This is a genomic window from Aquabacterium sp. J223 (assembly GCF_024666615.1).
Taxonomy (GTDB): domain Bacteria; phylum Pseudomonadota; class Gammaproteobacteria; order Burkholderiales; family Burkholderiaceae_C; genus J223.
The window spans coordinates 164,201-184,039 of record NZ_CP088297.1; the positions used below are offsets into that span (position 1 = coordinate 164,201).

17 protein-coding genes and 1 pseudogene are annotated in these 19,839 nt (G+C 72.9%); 13 read left to right on the forward strand and 5 right to left on the reverse strand.

Annotated elements, in window-relative coordinates:
- Positions 1-62 precede the first annotated feature (62 nt).
- Positions 63-1,247: a CynX/NimT family MFS transporter gene (locus LRS07_RS00710; protein ID WP_260500136.1), complete on the forward strand. Its 1,185-nt coding sequence runs from the start codon at positions 63-65 to the stop codon at positions 1,245-1,247.
- A gap of 7 nt (positions 1,248-1,254) precedes the next feature.
- Here the strand turns inward: LRS07_RS00710 and LRS07_RS00715 are convergent, their stop codons facing one another.
- Positions 1,255-1,971, reverse strand: coding sequence for a nucleotidyltransferase family protein (locus tag LRS07_RS00715; RefSeq protein WP_260500137.1), 717 nt, complete (start codon positions 1,969-1,971; stop codon positions 1,255-1,257).
- Positions 1,972-2,060: 89 nt separating this feature from the next.
- On the opposite strand from LRS07_RS00715, the gene tkt reads away from it, so the two are divergent.
- The 4 genes from tkt (at position 2,061) to LRS07_RS00735 (ending at position 7,668) form a co-directional block, all read left to right on the forward strand.
- Positions 2,061-4,118, forward strand: a complete 2,058-nt coding sequence (tkt, locus tag LRS07_RS00720) for a transketolase (RefSeq protein ID WP_260500138.1) — start codon at positions 2,061-2,063, stop codon at positions 4,116-4,118.
- Between the two features lie 40 nt (positions 4,119-4,158).
- Entirely contained in the window at positions 4,159-5,157 is a 999-nt protein-coding gene (gene gap / locus LRS07_RS00725; protein WP_260500139.1) for a type I glyceraldehyde-3-phosphate dehydrogenase, read from the forward strand.
- Positions 5,158-5,324: 167 nt separating this feature from the next.
- Positions 5,325-5,681 (forward strand): hypothetical protein, encoded by a 357-nt coding sequence (locus LRS07_RS00730; RefSeq protein WP_260500140.1) that lies wholly within the window; start codon positions 5,325-5,327, stop codon positions 5,679-5,681.
- Positions 5,682-5,712: 31 nt separating this feature from the next.
- Complete coding sequence (locus LRS07_RS00735; RefSeq protein ID WP_312028337.1) at positions 5,713-7,668, forward strand: S8 family serine peptidase; 1,956 nt, start codon at positions 5,713-5,715, stop codon at positions 7,666-7,668.
- A gap of 27 nt (positions 7,669-7,695) precedes the next feature.
- On the opposite strand, the gene LRS07_RS00745 is transcribed toward LRS07_RS00735, so the two are convergent.
- From LRS07_RS00745 to LRS07_RS00755, 3 genes are all read right to left on the reverse strand, one after another.
- Positions 7,696-8,433: a hypothetical protein gene (locus LRS07_RS00745; RefSeq protein WP_260500141.1), complete on the reverse strand. Its 738-nt coding sequence runs from the start codon at positions 8,431-8,433 to the stop codon at positions 7,696-7,698.
- Complete coding sequence (locus tag LRS07_RS00750; RefSeq protein WP_260500142.1) at positions 8,427-9,290, reverse strand: biotin--[acetyl-CoA-carboxylase] ligase; 864 nt, start codon at positions 9,288-9,290, stop codon at positions 8,427-8,429. The genes LRS07_RS00745 and LRS07_RS00750 overlap by 7 nt, the downstream gene beginning before the upstream one ends.
- A 140-nt stretch (positions 9,291-9,430) precedes the next feature.
- Entirely contained in the window at positions 9,431-9,976 is a 546-nt protein-coding gene (locus LRS07_RS00755) for an SET domain-containing protein (protein WP_260500143.1), read from the reverse strand.
- A gap of 126 nt (positions 9,977-10,102) precedes the next feature.
- Here LRS07_RS00755 and LRS07_RS00760 point away from each other — a divergent pair, with 126 nt between their 5' ends.
- A complete protein-coding gene (locus tag LRS07_RS00760) occupies positions 10,103-12,778 on the forward strand; it encodes a DNA topoisomerase III (protein ID WP_260500144.1) in 2,676 nt (891 codons plus the stop codon).
- A gap of 12 nt (positions 12,779-12,790) precedes the next feature.
- Here the strand turns inward: LRS07_RS00760 and LRS07_RS00765 are convergent, their stop codons facing one another.
- Complete coding sequence (locus tag LRS07_RS00765; RefSeq protein WP_260500145.1) at positions 12,791-13,525, reverse strand: type IV pili methyl-accepting chemotaxis transducer N-terminal domain-containing protein; 735 nt, start codon at positions 13,523-13,525, stop codon at positions 12,791-12,793.
- A gap of 18 nt (positions 13,526-13,543) precedes the next feature.
- Here LRS07_RS00765 and LRS07_RS00770 point away from each other — a divergent pair, with 18 nt between their 5' ends.
- The 7 genes and pseudogenes from LRS07_RS00770 to LRS07_RS00800 all read left to right on the forward strand — a co-directional run bounded on the left by LRS07_RS00770 (position 13,544) and on the right by LRS07_RS00800 (position 19,789).
- A complete protein-coding gene (locus tag LRS07_RS00770; RefSeq protein ID WP_260500146.1) occupies positions 13,544-14,533 on the forward strand; it encodes an AEC family transporter in 990 nt (329 codons plus the stop codon).
- 66 nt (positions 14,534-14,599) lie between these two features.
- Complete coding sequence (locus LRS07_RS00775) at positions 14,600-15,880, forward strand: glutamate-5-semialdehyde dehydrogenase (protein WP_260500147.1); 1,281 nt, start codon at positions 14,600-14,602, stop codon at positions 15,878-15,880.
- On the forward strand, positions 15,877-16,563 hold the full coding sequence (locus LRS07_RS00780; RefSeq protein WP_260500148.1) for a restriction endonuclease: 687 nt from the start codon (positions 15,877-15,879) through the stop codon (positions 16,561-16,563). Before LRS07_RS00775 ends, LRS07_RS00780 begins: the two co-directional genes overlap by 4 nt.
- A gap of 23 nt (positions 16,564-16,586) precedes the next feature.
- Positions 16,587-17,285 (forward strand): annotated as a pseudogene (queC, locus tag LRS07_RS00785) (7-cyano-7-deazaguanine synthase QueC); the annotation flags it as partial.
- 115 nt (positions 17,286-17,400) lie between these two features.
- The gene (locus LRS07_RS00790) at positions 17,401-17,982 is read left to right on the forward strand and encodes a LemA family protein (RefSeq protein WP_260500149.1); all 582 of its coding nucleotides are present in this window, start codon (positions 17,401-17,403) and stop codon (positions 17,980-17,982) included.
- 134 nt (positions 17,983-18,116) lie between these two features.
- Positions 18,117-18,461: a c-type cytochrome gene (locus tag LRS07_RS00795; protein WP_260500150.1), complete on the forward strand. Its 345-nt coding sequence runs from the start codon at positions 18,117-18,119 to the stop codon at positions 18,459-18,461.
- Between the two features lie 11 nt (positions 18,462-18,472).
- Positions 18,473-19,789, forward strand: coding sequence for an NAD(P)/FAD-dependent oxidoreductase (locus LRS07_RS00800; protein WP_260500151.1), 1,317 nt, complete (start codon positions 18,473-18,475; stop codon positions 19,787-19,789).
- Positions 19,790-19,839: the final 50 nt, after the last annotated feature.

Consider the following 19,839-nt stretch of genomic DNA (forward strand, 5'->3'; position numbering starts at 1 on the left):
TGCTGAACCAGTGCGCAGGCAGCGCCTATCATCCCGCCCCCTTCCACCGCCCCGTCGCCCCGATGTCCGCTTCGCCCACCGCCGCGGGTTCCGCCCTGCCAAGGCTCGCCCCCGCCGCCGTGCTGGGCGTGCTGCTGGTGGCGGTGAACCTGCGCGCCGCGCTGATGGGCGTGGGCCCGTTGCTGAAGGAACTGCACGCCGACACCGGCCTGGCCATCGGCGTGCTCGGGCTCCTGGTGACGATGCCGCTGCTGGCCTTCGCGCTGGTCTCCCCGCTCGCCCCCGCGATGGCCCGGCGGCTGGGCCTGGAGCGCACGCTGGCCGCCGCGCTGGCCTTGCTCGCGGCGGGCATCGTGCTGCGGTCGCTGCCCGGGTCGGTGCCGCTGTTCGCCGGCTCGGCGCTGCTCGGCTCGGCCATCGCCGTGGGCAACGTGCTGCTGCCGGCCCTGGTGCGGCGAGACTTCCCGGCGCGCATCGGCGTCATGACCTCGGTCTTCGTCACCACCATGGCGGGCACGGCGGCGGTGGGCGTGGGCCTGGCGGTGCCGCTGGCGCAGGCCCTGGGCTGGCGCCTGGCGATGGCGATCTGGGCGGTGCCCGCGCTGCTCGGCGCGTTGTGGTGGGCCACACGGCGGACGGGCGGCCCGCCGCCGGCGGTCGCGCCGGCGTCGACGGTCCGGACCCGCACGGTCTGGCGGTCGCCGCTGGCCTGGCAGGTGACGGCCTTCATGGGCCTGCAGTCGCTGGCCTACTACGTCATGGTGGCCTGGCTGCCCACGCTGCTGCGCGACGCCGGCCTCGACGCGGTGGCGGCCGGCCAGCGGGCCTTCGTCTACCAGGTGGCCGGCCTCGCGGGCAGCGTGGCGGCGCCGCTGCTCGCGGGCCGGGCGGTCGACCAGCGGCCGCATGCGGTGGCCTGCGCGCTGCTCATCCTGGTCGGCAACGCGGGGCTGCTGGCGGCGCCGCAGGGGTTGGCCTGGCTGATCGTGCAGGGGCTGGGTTCCGGCGGCTCGCTGGCGGTGGCGATGGCGCTGTTCGGCCTGCGCTCGCGCGACCCGCTGCAGGCGGCGGCGCTGTCGGGCATGGCGCAGTCGGTGGGTTACGGCGTCACCGCCCTCGGCCCGGTGGTGACCGGCCTGCTGCACGACGCCACCGGGCACTGGCAGTCGGCGCTGTGGCTGATGTGCGCGCTGGCGGTGGCGCAGGCGGTGGCCGGGTGGCTGGCGGGACGGCCGATCCGGCTCTGAGCGCCCCTCAGCCGTCGGCGCCCGCCTGCAGTGCCGCCAGCTGCGCCGGCGTGCCGACGTTCTCCCACGGGCCGTCGAGCCGCCGCCCGGCGAGCCGGCCGTCGGCGGCGCTGTCGAACAGCAGCGGCCCGAGCGGCGCGGCGGTGCCCGGCACCACCGACGCCACCAGCCGCGGCCGGACCAGCGCCAGGTTGGCGTAGGTCACCGAGCGCAGGGGGCGGTCGCCAGGCCGGGACAGCCGCCCCCACGGGTCCAGCGCGAAGTCGCCGTCGGCCTTGAACGACGGGTTGGGCACCACCCAGAGCAGGGCGTCGTCGTCGCCGGCCGCGAAGGCGGCCGCGTCCGCCGCGGCGAAGCGGAAGTGCGGCGCGAAGATGTCGCCCGAGACCAGCCAGAAGGGCTCGTCGCCGCCGGGCGCCAGCCAGGGCAGCGCCTTGGCGATGCCGCCGGCGGTCTCCAGCGCGCCGCCGTGGTCGCGGCCTTCCATCGAGTAGCGGATGGCCAGGCCCCAGCGCGCGCCGTCGCCCAGCACCGCCGGGAACCGGTCCTCCAGCCAGGCGGTGTTGACCACCACCTCGCGCACGCCGGCCGCGGCCAGCGCCTGCAGGTGCCATTCGATCAGCGGCCGCCCGCGCACGGGCAGCAGCGGCTTGGGGCAGGTGTCGGTCAGCGGCCGCATGCGCTCGCCGCGCCCGGCCGCCAGGATCAGCGCCTTCAGGATCATCGGGTCAGTGTAGGAGCGGCGCCGGGCCCCCTGAAGGCGCACGGCCCGCCGCCTAGAATTCGGGGTTCCCCCGAACCCGGCGCCGTTCCATGCCCTCTTCCTCCCCCGACACCTCCGCGGACGACACCCTGAGGGCCAACGCCATCCGCGTGCTCACGATGGACGCGGTGCAGCAGGCCAACTCCGGCCACCCGGGCGCGCCGATGGGCATGGCCGAGATGGCCGTAGCGCTGTGGAACCGGCACCTGAAGCACAACCCGGCCAACCCGCAGTGGCCGGACCGCGACCGCTTCGTGCTGAGCAACGGCCATGGCTCGATGCTCATCTACTCGCTGCTGCACCTGACCGGCTACGACCTCACGCTGGCCGACCTGCGGCAGTTCCGCCAGCTGCACAGCCGCACGCCGGGCCATCCGGAAGTGGGCATCACGCCGGGCGTGGAGACCACCACCGGCCCCTTGGGCCAGGGCATCACCAACGCGGTGGGCATGGCGCTGGCGGAAAAGCTGCTCGCCGCCGAGTTCAACCGCGACGGCCACACCCTGGTGGACCACCACACCTACGCCTTCCTCGGCGACGGCTGCCTGATGGAAGGCATCAGCCACGAGGCCTGCGCGCTGGCCGGCGCCTGGAAGCTGAACAAGCTGATCGCGCTGTACGACGACAACGGCATCTCCATCGATGGCCAGGTCACCCCCTGGTACGTCGACGACGTGGCCCTGCGCTTCCAGGCCTACCAGTGGAACGTCATCGGCCCGGTGGACGGTCACGACGTCGAGGCGGTGGACGCCGCCATCGCCAAGGCCAAGCAGAGCGCCGACAAGCCGACGCTCATCGTCTGCAAGACCACCATCGGCAAGGGCTCGCCCAACCGGGGCGGCACGGCCAAGGCGCACGGCGAGGCGCTGGGCGCCGAGGAGATCGCGCTGACCCGCCAGGCGCTGGCCTGGTCGCACGAGCCCTTCGTCATCCCGGAGCCGGCCTACGAGGCGTGGGATGCGAAGGCCGAGGGCGAGGCCGCCGAGACGGCGTGGAACGAGCGCTTCGCCGCCTACAAGGCCGCCTTCCCGGAGCAGGCCGCCGAGTACCTGCGCCGCATCCGCGGCGAGCTGCCGCCCACCTTCGCCCAGCACGCGGTGGATGCCGCCGTGGCCGCGCACGAGAAGGCCGAGACGGTGGCCAGCCGCAAGGCCAGCCAGCTGGCGCTGGAGGCCTTCACCCGCGTGCTGCCGGAACTGCTCGGCGGCTCGGCCGACCTGACCGGCTCCAACCTCACCAACACCAGCTCGACGCCGCCGTTGCGCTTCGACGACGCCAGCGGCGCGCCCAACGCCGGCCGCCACATCAACTACGGCGTGCGCGAGTTCGGCATGGCGGCCATCCTCAACGGCATCGCGCTGCACGGCGGCTACATCCCGTACGCCGGCACCTTCCTCACCTTCAGCGACTACAGCCGCAACGCCATCCGCATGGCGGCGCTGATGAAGATCCGGGTGATCCACGTCTTCACCCACGACTCGATCGGCCTGGGCGAGGACGGGCCGACGCACCAGTCGGTCGAGCACGCGGCCAGCCTGCGCCTCATCCCCGGCCTCGACGTCTGGCGCCCGGCCGACACCGCCGAGACGGTGATCGCCTGGACCATGGCCATCGGCAACCGCGAGCGGCCGACCGCCCTGCTGCTGTCGCGGCAGAACCTGCCGTATGCGCCCAAGAGCGGGCTCGACGAGATCAGCAAGGGCGCCTACGTGCTGGCCGAACCGAGCGAGGTCGGCCTGAAGGGCAAGCCGCAGGCGGTGATCATCGCCACCGGTTCGGAGGTGCAGCTGGCGCTGCACGCACAGCAATTGCTGGCGGCCCGCCGGATCCCGGTGCGCGTGGTGTCCATGCCCTCGACCACCGTCTTCGACCGCCAGGACGTGGCCTACAAGCGCCGGGTGCTGCCGGACGGCCTGCCGCGCATCGCGGTCGAGGCCGGCGTGACGGATTTCTGGTGGAAGTACGGCTGCGCCGCGGTCGTCGGCATCGACACCTACGGAGAATCGGCGCCCGCCAACGTGCTGTTCAAGCATTTCGGCTTCACCGCCGAGAACGTGGCCGCCACCGTTGAGGCCGCGCTGAAACGGACATCGGGCCGCAAGCGCTGAGGCCGGCGACGAACGAATTTCAACCTGCTGGAGAGTCCAGATGACCCTGAAGATCGGTATCAACGGCTTCGGCCGCATCGGCCGCAACGTGCTGCGCTCGGCCGTGCAGAACTTCCCCGACGTCGAGATCGTCGGCATCAACGACCTGCTGGAGCCCGACTACCTGGCCTACATGCTGCAGTACGACAGCGTGCACGGCCGCTTCAAGGGCACCATCGCGGTCGACGGCAACACGCTGATCGTCAACGGCAAGAAGATCCGCCTGACGCAGGAACGCGACCCCGCGAACCTGAAGTGGAACGAGGTCGGCGCCACCGTGGTGATCGAGTCCACCGGCCTGTTCCTCGACAAGGCCACCGCCAGCAAGCACCTGGCGGCCGGTGCCAAGAAGGTGATCATCTCCGCGCCGTCGAAGGACGACACGCCGATGTTCGTCTACGGCGTCAACGACAAGACCTACGCCGGCCAGGACGTGATCTCCAACGCGTCGTGCACCACCAACTGCCTGGCGCCGATCGCCAAGGTGCTGAACGACAAGTGGGGCATCAAGCGCGGTCTGATGACCACGGTGCACGCGGCCACCGCCACCCAGAAGACGGTGGACGGCCCGAGCAACAAGGACTGGCGCGGCGGCCGCGGCATCCTTGAGAACATCATCCCGTCGTCCACCGGCGCGGCCAAGGCCGTCGGCGTGGTCATTCCCGAACTGAACAAGAAGCTCACCGGCATGAGCTTCCGCGTGCCGACCTCCGACGTGTCGGTGGTCGACCTGACCGCCGAGCTGGTGAAGGAAGCCAGCTACGACGAGATCAAGGCCGAGATGAAGGCGCAGAGCGAGGGCGCGCTGAAGGGCATCCTCGGCTACACCGAGGACAAGGTGGTGGCCACCGACTTCCGCGGCGACGCCCGCACCTCGATCTTCGACGCCGACGCCGGCATCGCGCTGGACAAGACCTTCGTCAAGATCGTCAGCTGGTACGACAACGAATGGGGCTACTCCAACAAGTGCCTGGAGATGGCCCGCGTCATCGCCAAGTGATGGGAGCCCCTCGGGTGTTTGCCGGATGAAGAAGGACCGCCACGGCGGTCCTTCTTCACATCTGGACACCGCCGACGGCCCGTGTTTTGCCGGAGTCCGACCGAAGGCCCGGCGACAGCCGCCGCTTCTACACTCGCCCGCCATGCCTCCCCTCCCCGCGCCCGCCGGTGCTCGCCTCGCTGGTCCTCGCCTTCGGCGTGGGGCTGGCCGCCTGCGCCTGCGCCAGCGCCGACGACGACCGCGCCGGCCCCGGCTGCCGGGTGCAGGTCCGCACCGCCGCCGACTGGCCGGACACCGCCGCGCTGGCCGGCCGCGTGGCGACGGCCAGCGGCGCCTCGGTCGCCCGCGGCGGCGTGGCGGTCATCGGGCCGCGCTGGTTCGCGTTGAGCTTGCAGGCCGACGGCGATGCCGCCTGCCGACAGGCGCTCGACCGGCTGGCCGCGGACCGCGGACTGGCGCTCGACGTGCTGCCCGACACCACCCGGCGACGGCCTCCGTCGCCCGACCGCGCGAGCGCGCGCTGACCCCCAGACCGCTTTGGCGGACCTCGCACCCATGACGTCCCACCGCTCGCCGCTGCGGCGCCTGCCCGCCCTGCTCACCGCCCTGCTGCTCGCCGCCGCCGGATCGGCCGGCGCCCAGCCGGCCGGCGAGGCCCGCGTGATCGTGAAGTTCCGCGACAACGCCGAGCTGACCCAGCGCCACGTGCTGTCGGCCGCCACCGAGCGCGCCGGCACCGCGGCGGTGGCGCAGGTGCTGGCGCAGCGGGCGCAGACCCTGGCCCAGCGCCACGGCCTGCGCCTGGCTGGCGGCCGTGCGCTCGACGCGCGCACGCAGGTGCTGCAGGCCGAGGGCCTGGCCACCGCCGACCTGCTCCGCCGGCTGGCGGCCGACCCGGACGTCGAGTACGCGGTGGCGGACCAGCGCCGGCGTGCGCTGCGGGTGCCCAACGATCCGCTGTTCCTCAGCGCGCCCAGCCCCGCCGTCGGCCAGTGGTACCTGCGGGCGCCGAATGCCACCGCGCGCTCCGCGATCAACGCGGTCGGCGCCTGGGACACCAGCATCGGCAGCCCGAGCGTCATCGTCGCCGTGCTCGACACCGGCGTGCGGCCCGACCACCCCGACCTCCAGGGCAAGCTGCTGCCGGGGTACGACCTGGTCCACGACGTGGCGGTGGCCAACGACGGCGACGGCGCGGACGCCGACGCCAGCGACCCCGGGGATGCGGTGACCCAGGCGGAATCGAACAACCCCGCCAGCGACTTCTACGAATGCGACACGCGCAGCTCGTGGCACGGCACGATGGTCTCGGGTCTGGTGGCCGCGGCCACCGACAACGGCGTGGGCATGGCCGGCACCGGCTGGCGCACCCGGGTGCAGCCGGTGCGGGTGCTGGGCAAGTGCTTCGGCTACGACTCGGACATCATTGCCGGCATGCGCTGGGCGGCCGGCCTGGCCGTGCCGGGGCTGCCGGTCAACCCGACGCCGGCGTCCGTCCTGAACATGAGCCTGGGCGGCAGTGGCAGCTGCTCCACGCCCTACGTCAACGCCATCGCGGAGATCCGGCAGGCGGGCAAGGTGATCGTGGCCGCCGCCGGCAACAGCGTGGGCCGTGCGGTGGGCGTGCCGGCCAACTGCGCCGGCGTGGTGGCGGTCGGCGGCCTGCGCCACAGCGGCACCAAGGTCGGCTTTTCGGACGTGGGTTCGCAGATCGCGATCAGCGCGCCGGGCGGCAACTGCGTCAACGAGACCGGCGCCTGCGTCTACACGCTGGTGACGACCGACAACACCGGCGCCACCGCGCCCGGCAGCGCGACCTACACGGACGGCTTCAACTTCTCGGTGGGCACCAGCTTCTCCTCGCCGCTGGTCGCGGGCACCGCGGCGCTGATGCTGGCGGTGCGGCCGGGCCTCGGGCCCGACACGGTGCTGCAGATCCTGCGGCAGACCGCCCGGCCCTTCCCGACGGACGGCGCCGAGAGCCCCTCGGTGACGGCCTGCCAGGCACCCAACGGCATCAACCAGCTGGAGTGCTACTGCACCACGTCCACCTGTGGCGCCGGCATGCTGGACAGCGCCGCCGCGGTGCAGAGTGCCGCCGCCCTCGGCGCGCCGGTGACCTCCCCGTCGAACGTGCCCACCGTCGTCGCCACCGCGTCGAGCCTGACCCCCGCGGTCGGCGAGACCGTGACGCTGAGCGCCGTCGGAAGCCAGGGCGGCGGCGGACTGCCGATCAGCGGCTACCGTTGGACGCTGGTGCAGGGCGCAGCGCTGGGCCAGCTGAGCAACACCAACGAGGCGGTGACCACGCTGCAGCTCACCGCCGGCGGCACCGCGGTCGTGCGGCTGTCCGTGACGGACAGCGACGGCGTCGTCAACGCGACCGACGTTCGGCTGACGGTGGCCGGCGGGAGCACGGGCGACGGCGGCGGCGGCGCCCTGTCCTGGCCCTGGCTGGCGGGGCTGGCCGGCGCGGTGGCGCTGCTGGCGCGGCGGCGCCGCGCCAGCTGACACGGCCGCCGGGCGCACCGGGCGCGCTCAACGCGCTGCGGTGGTGGTGGTCGCGGGCGCGGCCTCGCCGCCGGCGGGTGCGGCCAGCGTGCCGGCGCCGCCCGGGCAGGGCTGGAAGTCGGCCTGCGCCACCGCGGCGAGCCGCTCGCGCAAGGCCGCATCGGCCGCCTCCACGCGCCACTGCCACGCCGGCTGCGGCGGCCGCAGCGCCACCACCCGCGCGGTGCGCAAGCCGCGCTGCGACAGCTGGGCCAGCGCGGCCTCGGCCTGGTCGCGCTCGTCGTAGCGGCCGATGACCAGGGCGGTGCCGGCCTCCGGGCCCTGGCGCAGCACCTCGGCCTCGAGGCGGATGCGCCGCAGCTGCTCGCGCTTCAGGTTGAGCTGCTCGTCGCTGGCGTAAGGCCCCATGTACAGCGTCCAGACGCCGCCGCGCGGGCCGAGCGCCACCTCGCGCAGGTCCGGCGCCACGCCGGCCAGGCTGGCGCGCAGCGCCGTCGCCTCGGCGCCGGTCAGCGCCCGGCTCTGCAGGCAGGCCCGGTCGGCCGAGGCGAGCAGGCCGCCGCGGTCCGCGCTGGCCGGCGCCGCGGCCGACCGGGCCCCGGTGGACAGCACCCGCACCGCGTCCGGCCGCTGCTGGCGCTGCAGCCGCTCGGGTTCGCGGTCGCCCTCGCCCGGCGCCGGCCACCAGGGCGCCAGCGCGCCGCGGCCCCAGGCCAGCACCGCCAGGTTGGCCACCACCAGCACCACGGCGACGCGCCTCAGCATGCGCGCCCCCCGCCGACCGCCTCGTCGTCCGGCACCAGCCGCACGCTGACCTCGCCGCTGACCACGCGCTGAACGGTGCCGTCGGCCTGCCGCAGGCACAACGCCGCGTCGGCGCCCACGCCGTCGGCCACGCCGTCCAGCGCCGGATCGGTGGCGCCCGGCGCGTGCAGCCGCACCGGCCGGCCACGCAGCAGGTCGCGGCGGCCGAAGCGCTCGGCCAGTGGCGCGAAGCCCTCGCGCTCGAAGGCCAGCAGCGCCCGCACCAGCGGCGCGGCCAGCCGGTGCAGCGCGGCCGGCGCGCTGGCGTCGGGCCAGACCTCCTGCAGGCAGGCGAGGCCGCTGGTCAGTCCGTCGAAGCGTTCGGGCAGCACGTTCAGGCCGACGCCGACGACGACCAACCGGCGCCGGCCCAGCGGCACGGTCTCGATCAGGATGCCGCCCAGCTTGCGGCCGCGGCCCGGCGCGTCGAGCAGCCACAGGTCGTTCGGCCACTTGAGCCACAGCCGCGGCGGCGCGTCCTGGGCTTGATCCAGCGCCTCGGCGAGGGCCAGTCCGACCGCCAGCGACAGGCCCGACCAGTCGCGCGGCGATAGCGGCAGCGACAGCGAGAAGGTCAGCGACGCGCCGGCCGCCGACTTCCACTCGCGGCCCAGCCGGCCGCGGCCGAGGGTCTGCTGCTCGGCCACCAGCAGGCAGGGATCGAAGTCGTCGGCGCGGCGCCCCGGCTGGCGGCGCGCGCGGTCCAGCAGCTCGGTGTTGGTCGACGGGCACTGCGCCACCACCTCGACGCTGAGCGACGGCAGCAGCGGCTTCAGGCCGAGCCACAGCCCTTCCGCGTCCCAGCGAAGCCCCGTCATCCCAACCCCGTGGAAACCGGTCGCCAACGGCGACCAGGGGCAACGGTGGTGGTGACCGCGCCGAAGCCGATCCGGGTCCCCCGGTCGGGTTCGGAGCCCCCGCGGGGGCGGTCGCCAGACGACCGGGGGTCAACATGTCCTCAGCGCTTCGGCGCCAGCATGGTGCCGCGGCAGGTCTTGGCGCCGCACAGGCAGGCGAACTGCTTCTTCAACTTGGGCGTGTAGCGTTCGTCGATCACCAGGCGGTAGTCGTAGAACAGCTCCTCGCCGGGCTTCAGGTCGCGCAGGGCCTTGATGAAGACGCGCCCGTCGACCTCGTCGGCCTCGCAGTTGGGTGCGCAGGCGTGGTTGATCCACTTGGCCGCGTTGCCGTGCACCGCGCCGTCGATCACACGGTCGTCGTCGATGTGGAAGTAGAAGGTGTGGTCGGGCTGCGACGGGTCGTGCGGATGGCGGCGCAGCGCCTCCGGCCAGCTGATGACCTCGCCGGTGTACTCGATGACCAGCTCGCCGCGCCGGATGGGCTGCAGCGCGAAGACGCCCTTGCCGTGGACCCCGCTGCGCCGCACCTGGATGCGCCGCCCGCCGGCGCGCGCGGCGGGGGCCTTCTTCGCGCCGGCATCCGCCTTGCCGCCGGTCCTGCCGTTTGGTGGTTTGCTGGCCTTGCCTTGCGCGCTCGACGTCATTGGGTACATTGAAATTCAGGGGCGCGCGTGCGTGCGTGTGCAGGCGTGCGCGCGAAGGCCCGGATTGTAGGCAGCGCCTCGCGTCGTGCAGGCGGGCCATTGGGACATCGAGGACAACACAGCGTCATGGGCAAGTCACTGGTCATCGCCGAGAAGCCGAGCGTCGCGCAGGACATCGTCCGCGCGCTCACGCCGGTCGCCGGCAAGTTCGAGAAACATGCCGAGCACTTCGAGAACGAGCGCTACCTGGTCACCTCGGCGGTCGGCCACCTGGTCGAGATCAAGGCGCCGGAGGAGTTCGACGTCAAGCGCGGCAAGTGGAGCTTCAACAACCTGCCGGTGATCCCGCCGCACTTCGATCTGGCGCCGATCGACAAGGCCAAGACCCGGCTCAACGCCGTGGTCAAGCTGGTCAAGCGCAAGGACGTCGACGACCTCATCAACGCCTGCGACGCGGGCCGCGAGGGGGAGCTGATCTTCCGCCTGATCGTGCAGTACGCCGGCGTCGACAAGAAGGCGCCGAAGCCGGTGCGGCGCCTCTGGCTGCAGAGCATGACGCCGCAGGCCATCCGCGAGGGCTTCGAGCGCCTGCGCAGCGACGAGCAGATGCGCGGCCTGGCCGATGCGGCACGCAGCCGCTCGGAAGCCGACTGGCTGGTCGGCATCAACGGCACGCGGGCGATGACCGCCTTCAACTCGCGCGACGGCGGCTTCTTCCTCACCACCGTCGGCCGCGTGCAGACACCCACGCTGTCCATCGTCGTCGAGCGCGAGGAGCGCATCCGCAAGCACGTCTCGCGCGACTACTGGGAGGTGCGCGCCGAGTTCGACGTCGCCGCCGGACAGTACGAGGGCAAGTGGTTCGACCCGAAGTGGAAGAAGGGCCAGGCGGCGGACGGCTCGCCCGCGGCGGCCGACCCGTACGGCGAGGCCCGCGCCGACCGGCTGTGGAACGAGGCCGACGCCCGCGCCATCGCGCAGGCGGTGAAGGGCCGCGCCGGCACGGTGACCGAGGAAAGCAAACCCAGCACCCAGGCCAGCGGCCTGCTCTACGACCTCACCACGCTGCAGCGCGAGGCCAACTCGCGCTTCGGCTACTCGGCCAAGACGACGCTGTCGATCGCGCAGGCGCTGTACGAGAAGCACAAGGTGCTGACCTACCCGCGGACCGACTCGCGCGCGCTGCCGGAGGACTACCTGGCCACCGTGCGCGACACGGTGAAGATGATCGCCGACGACGACCTGCCCGGCCCGCTGCGCGAACTGGCGCCGCACGCCGCCAAGGCGCTGAAGGCCGGCTACATCAAGCCGACCAAGCGGGTCTTCGACAACGCCAAGGTGTCGGACCACTTCGCCATCATCCCGACGCTGCAGCCGCCGCGCGCGCTGACCGAGGCCGAGGCCAAGCTCTACGACATGGTGGTGCGCCGGTTCCTGGCGGTGTTCTACCCGTCGGCCGAGTTCCAGGTCACCACCCGCATCACCGAGGTGGCCGGCCACCGCTTCCAGACCAACGGCAAGGTGCTGGTCAACCCGGGCTGGATGGCGGTCTACGGCAAGGAGGCGCAGGGCGAGGACGCCACGCTGGTGGCGGTCAGTCCGGGTGAGTCCGCCACCGCCGAGGAGGTCAACGTGGTCGGCCTGAAGACCAAGCCGCCGGCGCGCTACACCGAGGCCACGCTGCTCTCCGCGATGGAAAGCGCCGGCAAGCTGATCGACGACGAGGAACTGCGCGAGGCCATGCAGGAGAAGGGCCTCGGCACGCCGGCCACCCGCGCGGCCATCATCGAAGGGCTGATCCTCGAGAAGTACATGCTGCGCGAGGGCCGGGAGCTCATCCCCACCGCCAAGGCCTTCCAGCTGATGACGCTGCTGCGCGGCCTGCAGGTGGAGGACCTGACCAAGCCCGAGCTGACCGGCAACTGGGAGCACCAGCTGGCGCAGATGGAGCGCGGGCAGCTGAGCCGCGAGCAGTTCATGCAGGCCATCGCCGAGATGGCCGGGCGCATCGTCAAGAAGGCCAAGGAGTACGACCGCGACACCATCCCGGGCGACTACGCCACGCTGAAGACGCCCTGCCCGAACTGCGGCGGCACGGTGAAGGAGAACTACCGCCGCTTCGTCTGCGTCGGCCTGGCGTCGGCCGAGGACGGCGGCTGCGGGTTCTCGATCAGCAAGATCCCCGGCGGGCGGCCGTTCGAGATCGCGGAGGCCGAGGCCTTCCTCGAGAACAAGCGCATCGGCCCGCTGGAGGGGTTCCGCTCCAAGGCCGGCTGGCCCTTCACCGCCGAGATGCGGCTGGTCTTCGACGACGAGATCCGCAACTGGAAGCTGGAGTTCGACTTCGGCGAGGACGCGAAGAAGGCCGAGGAGGGCGGCGAGGCCGTCGACTTCAGCGGCGCCGAGCCGCTGGGCCACTGCCCCAAGTGCCGGGGCAGGGTCTTCGAGCACGGCACCAACTACGTCTGCGAGAACGCGGTGGCGGTGCCGGCGACCTGCGACTTCAAGAGCGGCAAGATCATCCTGCAGCAGCCGGTGGCCCGCGAGCAGATGACCCGGCTGCTGACCGAGGGCAGGACCGAGCTGCTGGAGAACTTCGTCTCCAACAAGACGCGGCGCAAGTTCAAGGCCAGGCTGGCCTTCGACCCGAAGGAGGGCAAGGTGGTGTTCGAGTTCGAGCCCCGGGCGTCGAAGTTCCCGCCCAAGCCGGCCGGCAAGGCGGCCGCGGGCAAGACGGCGGCCGGCAAGACCGCCGCGGCCAAGGCGCCGGCGCGCAAGGCGGCGGGGAAGAGCGCCGCCTGAGCAGGGAAACCTTCAGCCGCCTGGCTGCGACAGCGCCGCCCGGCTGAGCGACTCCACCCGTTCGCTCAGGTCGGCCATCGCCTCGGCCACGACGGCGAACTGGCGGCCCGATTCGCCGGCGCGGGCGGCGATGACCCGGGCGTTCATGCTCACCAGGCGCGCCTCGCCGGTGATGCGGCCGATCTCGCCCAGCAGCTCGGTGCGGCGCTGGGCCTGCGCCTGCGCCTGTTCGCGGGCCAGCGCCTCGAACTGCTGGGTGAGGTCGTTTAGCACGGCGAGCAGCGGGTCGGCCAGCGCCGCCAGCGGCGTCACCTGGGCCAGCCGCTGCCGCGGGTCCGCCTCGGCCGAACGCTCCAGCGCGACCAGCAGCGCCCGGGCGCCGTCGACGAAGGCCTCCACCGCCGCTTTCGCGCCCTGCGGTCCGCGGAAGGACTCGAGCAGCGCGCCGCCGCGGCGGCGCGCTTCCTCGGCCAGTTGACGGTGGCTGCTGTCGAACAGCGCCAGCGCCTCGCGGGCGCGGCTCAGCGCATCGCCCTGCTGTTGGGCGGCCAGCACCAGTTGCAGCACCACCCGCTGGGACAGCATGCGCTGGCGGCCGGCGATGTTGACGAGGCTGGCCAGGCCGGGTGCGCGGCGGCCGACGGCCGCGCGAGGACGGTGATTGGCGCCGCCCCGGACAGGCGCTGCGGGGACAGGTCGGTGGACATGCGCCGGCTGACGCAAGGCCCATGCCGGCCCGACGTGCACGCCGGTGACAATCTCACGATGTCGATGTCGGTGTTGATGCAGCTGCTGGTGCTGCTGGCGGTGGTGGTGCTGGGTTATGGCGCCGGCCGGCGGCGCTGGCTGGGGCCGACCGAGCAGGACCCCGCCCGGGTGCTGAGCCAGGCCGCGCTCTACCTGTTCATCCCGGCGCTGCTGTTCCGCACGCTGGCGCGGCTGGACCTGCACCAGTTGCCGTGGTCGACGCTGGCGGTGTTCTTCGGCCCGGTGGGGGTGCTCATGCTGGTCCTGTACGCCCACACCCGCCGCCGCCTGGCACACCAGCCGGCCGCCGCCGGCACGCGGGCGCTGGCCGGCGGTTTCGGCAACACGGTGCAGGTCGGCATCCCGATGGCCAGCGCGATGTTCGGCGAGACCGGCCTCGGCCTGCACCTGACCATCGTCAGCCTGCACGCGCTGATCCTGCTCACCCTCGTCACCACGCTCACCGAATTCGACCTGGCGCGCCACCGCCAGGACCAGGGCGGCCGGCCGCAGCCGCTGACCCGGGTGCTGGGCATGACGGCGGTGCGCACCGTGCTGCACCCGGTGGTGCTGCCCATCCTGGCCGGCATGGCGTGGAACCTGACCGGCTTGCCGCTGCCCGCGGTGGCCGACGACCTGCTGCGCCTGCTCGGCCAGGCGGTGGTGCCGCTGTGCCTGCTGCTGGTCGGCATGTCGCTGGCGTACGACCGGGTGACGGGCGGCTGGCCGGTCGTGCTGGCGCTGTCGGCGGTCAAGCTGCTGGTGCTGCCCGCCGCGGTGCTGGCGACGGCGCGCTGGGGCGTCGGCCTCGACGGGCTGCCGCTGCAGGTGGTGGTGATGGCCGCCGCACTGCCCACCGGCGCCAACGCGCTGATCTTCTCGCAGCGCTACCGCACGCTGCAGACCGAGGCGGCGGCGGTCAACGTGGTGTCCACCCTGGCCTTCGGGCTGACCGCGCCGCTGTGGCTGCTGGTGCTGCAGGCGGTGGCGCCGCTGGGCCCCGGCTGACCAGCGGCACGGCCGGGGCTTGGGTCGCGCGCGACAAGGCTTGGGTCGCGCGCGACAATGCTGGGCATGAACCTCACCGACATCCCGGCCTACATGGCGCATGTGGGCGCCGAGGCCCGCGCCGCCGCCACCGCCATGGCCGCCGCGTCCACCGCCGCGAAGAACGCGGCGCTGACCGCGCTGGCCCGCGGCCTGCGGCGGGAGACGGCGGCGCTGCAGGCCGCCAACGCCCGCGACATCGAGGCCGCGCAGGGCCACGGCCTGGCCGCGCCGATGGTCGACCGCCTGCGGCTGACCGACAAGGTCATCGCCACCGTGGCCGAGGGCTGCGAGCAGCTGGCCGCGATGGCGGACCCGGTGGGCGAGATCACCGAGCTGAAGCGCCGGCCCAGCGGCATCAGCGTCGGCCGCATGCGGGTGCCGCTGGGGGTCTTCGGCATGATCTTCGAGAGCCGGCCCAACGTGACCATCGAGGCCGCCTCGCTGGCCATCAAGAGCGGCAACGCCTGCATCCTGCGCGGCGGCTCGGAGGCCATCCACTCCAACCTGGCGCTGTGGAAGGTGGTGCAGGCGGCGCTGGCCGAGGCCGGCCTGCCGCCGTCGGCGGTGCAGCTGGTCGAGACCACCGACCGCGCGGCCGTCGGCCGGCTCATCGCCATGCCGGAACACGTGGACGTCGTCATCCCGCGCGGCGGCAAGGGCCTGATCGAGCGCATCAGCGCCGAGGCCAGGGTGCCGGTGATCAAGCACCTGGACGGCAACTGCCATGTCTACGTCGACGCCGAGGTGGACCTGGCGCTGGCGCTCAAGGTGACGGACAACGCCAAGACGCAGAAGGTGAGCCCCTGCAATGCGGCCGAGTCGCTGCTGGTGCACCGCGGCGTGGCCGAGGCCTTCCTGCCGCGGCTGGGCGCGCTGTGGGGGCCGAAGGGCGTGGAGCTGCGCTGCGACCCCGGCAGCAAGGCGCTGCTGGCCGGCCTCCCGGGCCTGGTGCTCAAGGACGCCACCGAGGCCGACTGGGCCGAGGAGTACCTGGCGCTGGTGATGAGCGTGAAGCTGGTGGACTCGCTGGACGAGGCCATCGCCCACATCAACCGCTTCGGCTCGCAGCACACCGACGCCATCCTGACGACGAACCACCCGAACGCGATGCGCTTCATCCGCGAGGTCGATTCGGCGTCGGTGATGGTCAACGCGAGCACCCGCTTCGCCGACGGCTTCGAATACGGGCTGGGCGCCGAGATCGGCATCTCCACCGACAAGTTCCACGCCCGCGGGCCGGTGGGGCTGGAGGGACTGACCTCGCTGAAGTGGGTGGTGCTGGGTCAGGGCGAAATCCGCACGTGAAGCCGCCTCGGACGTGGATGGTGCGTTGCGACGGCGGCGCGCTGTACGAACACTTCAAGGAACAGGGCGTGGCGGCGATCGGCTGGCGAGAACTCGCCCAGGTGCCCCTCGATGCGCCCAAAAGCGTCTGGTTGTCGACCTTCACGGCGGCCCGCCCCGACCTGAAGCCCGGCACCGTTCAGAGCGGGGTCAGCCAAGTCCTGCGCTTCGTGAACGACGTGGCGCCGGGCGACCTGGTGGTCACCTACGACCCGTCAACGCGGCGTTACCTCCTGGGCCGTTTCGGTGAAGGGCTTCGGCGGAACCCGTCCGACCCGTCCGGCAGCCTGGTCTACATCAGACCCGCCGCCTGGGAGCGCGAGGTCGATCGGGACGCCCTGTCCACCGCGACGAAGAACACGCTGGGCTCCACGCTCACCTTCTTCCTCGTCGGTCAGTCGGCGACCGATGAGTTGCTGAACGGTCGACCACGACAGGCCGAGCAGGGCACGGTCGACACGGCGTCCAACAGCGTCGAAGAAGGCGAAGCCAAGACCGCCTTGCTCGACATCGAGAGCCGGGCCATCGAGTTCATCAAGGACAAGCTGGCTCAGATCGATGGGTACCTGATCGAGCACTACGAACACATCGACGTGGAGATCAAGCAGCTGGTGCCGCTGAGGCGGTTGTATTGGCCGATGTGAGCGGTCCCAACGTGTCGGACAACGTGCGAGCGGACCAGACTGCCCTGGTGCTGTTCTCCGGCGGCCAGGACTCCACCGCCTGCCTGGCGTGGGCGCTGGACCGCCACGCGCAGGTGGAGACGGTCGGCTTCGATTACGGCCAGCGCCACCGCGTCGAGCTCGACTGCCGGCTGGTCGTCCGCGAGCAGATCGCCCGGCGCTTCCCGTCGTGGGCGCCGCGCCTCGGCGAGGACCATGTGCTCGATCTCCGGCTGCTGGCGCAGATCGGCGGCACGGCGCTGACCGAGGCACGCGACATCGCATTGCGCGCGGACGGCCTGCCCACCACCTTCGTGCCCGGGCGCAACCTGCTCTTCCTGACGGCGGCCGCCGCACTGGCCGACCGGCGCGGGGCGCAGGTGCTGGTGGGCGGCATGTGCGAGACGGACTTCTCCGGCTACCCCGACTGCCGCGACGACACGATCAAGGCGCTGCAGGTGGCGCTGGGCCTCGGCATGGGCCGCGCGGTCGCCATCGCCACGCCGCTGATGTTCCTCACCAAGGCGCAGACGTGGGCGCTGACGCAGGCCCTCGGCGGCGATGCGCTCAACGAGCTCATCGTCGAGCACACCCACACCTGCTACCTCGGCGAGCGGGGCGCCCGGCATGCGTGGGGTCACGGCTGCGGCCACTGCCCGGCCTGCGCGCTGCGGGCAAAGGGCCATGCCGAGTGGCAGGCGGGCGTGGATCGGCGAAGCGCCGCCGAAGAGGGCGCGGGACGAGCGCCGGGCCGCTCCCAAGCCGGCCCGCGCATCCCCCGGGGGATCGGCCGGCGTACCCGCCGGACGAGGGGCCGACATGACGGACCTCGGGCCCTGGGGCTGGGCCGCGGCGGCGGCCATCGTCGTCTTCTGGATGGTCGGCGCCTACAACCGGCTGGTGGCGCTGCGCGGCGTGGTGGCGCAGGCGTGGGCGCAGGTCGACGACCAGCTGCGGCGGCGCGCCGAGGCCACCGTGCCGCTGCTGGCCGCCTGCCGCCAGGGCCCGGCCGCGTTGCAGGCCGCGGCCGCCACGCTGGACGCCGCCGAGCGCCAGCTGCAGGCCGCGGTGGAGGCGCTGCGGCCGCGACCGCTCAAGCTGCCGGCGGCGGCCAGCCTGGTCACCGCCGAGGGCGTCTGGCAGGACGCCTGGACGCGCCTGCAGGCCGCGTTGGCCGAGGCCATCGCCGACGACCTGGAGCGCTACGGCAGCAGCGGCCTGGACGCCGCCGCCGAGCTGCACGGGGTCAGCCAGCAGCAGCAGGCGCTGCGCTTCGCCCGCCAGGCCTTCGACGCGGCGGTGCTGGCGTACAACGCGGCGCTGCGCCAGTTCCCGACCCGGCTGCTCGGGCCGCTGTTCGGTTTTCGCACCGGCGCCGTGCTGACGCCGCCGCCACGCTGACGCGGCGCGGCGCATAAGCTGCTGCACTTTCCGTCGACGGCGGACACCGGCGGCTGCGGCACACTGCGCCCGCCCGGCGCGCCCTGCGCCCCCGATGGCGACGCCCGGGCCACGACCACGGAGGACCTTCCACCATGCCCCTTCAGGCTTCGATCCCGCGCGCCGCGACCGGGCTGGCGCTCGCACTGGCCGGCGCGCTGACCGCCGCACCGGCGATGGCGCAGGCCGCCGCCAGCGCCCCGCTGGCCACCCGCGCCCTGGCCGCCACCTGCGCCAACTGCCACGGCACCGACGGCCGCGCCGTCGAGCAGTCCACCGTGCCCGGTCTGGCCGGCCTGCCGGCGCCCTACCTGGTCGAGCAGATGAAGGCCTTCAAGGCCGGCACCCGGCCGGCCACGGTGATGCACCAGCTGGCGCGCGGTTATTCCGACGCCCAGATCGAGCAGATCGCCGCCTACTTCGCGGCCCAGAAGCGGTGAAGGGGACCCCGATGACGCACCAGCTGTTCTCACGCCCCGCCTCCCGCCGCGACTGGCTGCGCGGTGCCTCCAGCCTCGCCGGCAGCGCTGGCCTGCTCGGCCTGGCCGGCTGTGCCGGCGGCTTCGGCGGCGCCCCGTCGCGCGCCAGGGTGCTGGTGGTCGGCGGCGGTTACGGCGGCGCCACCGTCGCCAAGTACCTGCGCCTGCTGTCCGACCGGCAGCTCGACGTGGTGCTGGTCGAACCGCAGGCGGCCTTCGTCAGCTGCCCGATCAGCAACCTGGTGCTGGGCGGCAGCCGCACGCTGGCCGACATCACCGTGCCCTACGACACGCTGGCCTCGCGCCACGGCGTGCGCCTCGTGCGCGACACGGTGGCCGCGGTGGACGTGCAGAGGAAGACCGCCACGCTGGCCTCCGGGCCGGTGATCGCCTGGGACAAGCTGGTGCTGTCCCCCGGCATCGACCTGATGTTCGACACGGTGCAGGGCCTGCGCGAGGCGCAGGCCTCGGGCCAGGTCCTGCAGGCGTGGAAGGCGGGGCCGGAAACGCAGGCGCTGCGCCGCCAGCTGGAGGCCATGCCCAACGGCGGCACCTACGCCATCACCATCCCCGAAGCGCCCTACCGCTGCCCGCCCGGCCCCTACGAGCGGGCCTGCCAGGTGGCCAGCTACTTCCAGGCCGCCAAACCGCGCTCGAAGGTGCTGATCCTCGACGCCAACCCGGACGTCACCTCCAAGGGCGCGCTGTTCAAGAAGGTGTGGGCCGAACAGTACAAGGGCCTCGTCGAGTACCGGCCGCAGCACCGCGCGGTGGCGGTGGACGCGCGCACCAGCACCGTCAAGTTCGAAGTGCAGGAGGACGTCAAGGCCGACGTGCTGAACGTGCTGCCGACGATGCGCGCCGGCGCGGTGGCGGTGCAGGCCGGCCTGGCCAACGCCAACGGCCGCTGGTGCCATGTGAACTGGCTCAACTTCGAGTCCACCGCGGCCAAGGACGTGCACGTGCTGGGCGACGCCATCCAGCTCGCCGCCGGCATGCCCAAGAGCGGCCACATGGCCAACAGCCATGCCAAGGTGGCCGCGGCAGCCATCGTCGCCGAGCTGGCCGGCCAGCCGCTGCCCAGCGCGCCGGTGCTGACCAACACCTGCTACAGCTTCACCGACGCCAAGCAGGTGGTGCACGTGGCCAGCGTGCACGCCTACGACCCGGCGGACCGCACCTTCAAGACGGTGCCCAACTCGGGCGGCCTGTCCACCGCGCCGAACGAGCTGGAAGGCGTCTACGCCTGGAACTGGGCGCGCACCATCTGGGCCGACGCGCTGGGCTGAACGAGTGCCCCCGGCCCTTCGGGTATGAAGGGCCACCCCCTGAGGGGGTG

What these genes read in the sequence shown, in the direction of transcription:
- LRS07_RS00715 (WP_260500137.1), bottom strand. Translation starts at nt 1,971, where the DNA reads ATGATCCTGAAGGCGCTGATCCTGGCGGCCGGGCGCGGCGAGCGCATG.
- tkt (WP_260500138.1), top strand. Translation starts at nt 2,061, where the DNA reads ATGCCCTCTTCCTCCCCCGACACCTCCGCGGACGACACCCTGAGGGCC.
- LRS07_RS00795 (WP_260500150.1), top strand. Translation starts at nt 18,117, where the DNA reads ATGCCCCTTCAGGCTTCGATCCCGCGCGCCGCGACCGGGCTGGCGCTC.
- LRS07_RS00710 (WP_260500136.1), top strand. Translation starts at nt 63, where the DNA reads ATGTCCGCTTCGCCCACCGCCGCGGGTTCCGCCCTGCCAAGGCTCGCC.
- LRS07_RS00735 (WP_312028337.1), top strand. Translation starts at nt 5,713, where the DNA reads ATGACGTCCCACCGCTCGCCGCTGCGGCGCCTGCCCGCCCTGCTCACC.
- LRS07_RS00790 (WP_260500149.1), top strand. Translation starts at nt 17,401, where the DNA reads ATGACGGACCTCGGGCCCTGGGGCTGGGCCGCGGCGGCGGCCATCGTC.
- LRS07_RS00750 (WP_260500142.1), bottom strand. Translation starts at nt 9,290, where the DNA reads ATGACGGGGCTTCGCTGGGACGCGGAAGGGCTGTGGCTCGGCCTGAAG.
- LRS07_RS00775 (WP_260500147.1), top strand. Translation starts at nt 14,600, where the DNA reads ATGAACCTCACCGACATCCCGGCCTACATGGCGCATGTGGGCGCCGAG.
- gap (WP_260500139.1), top strand. Translation starts at nt 4,159, where the DNA reads ATGACCCTGAAGATCGGTATCAACGGCTTCGGCCGCATCGGCCGCAAC.
- LRS07_RS00745 (WP_260500141.1), bottom strand. Translation starts at nt 8,433, where the DNA reads ATGCTGAGGCGCGTCGCCGTGGTGCTGGTGGTGGCCAACCTGGCGGTG.
- LRS07_RS00800 (WP_260500151.1), top strand. Translation starts at nt 18,473, where the DNA reads ATGACGCACCAGCTGTTCTCACGCCCCGCCTCCCGCCGCGACTGGCTG.
- LRS07_RS00770 (WP_260500146.1), top strand. Translation starts at nt 13,544, where the DNA reads ATGTCGATGTCGGTGTTGATGCAGCTGCTGGTGCTGCTGGCGGTGGTG.
- LRS07_RS00760 (WP_260500144.1), top strand. Translation starts at nt 10,103, where the DNA reads ATGGGCAAGTCACTGGTCATCGCCGAGAAGCCGAGCGTCGCGCAGGAC.
- LRS07_RS00755 (WP_260500143.1), bottom strand. Translation starts at nt 9,976, where the DNA reads ATGACGTCGAGCGCGCAAGGCAAGGCCAGCAAACCACCAAACGGCAGG.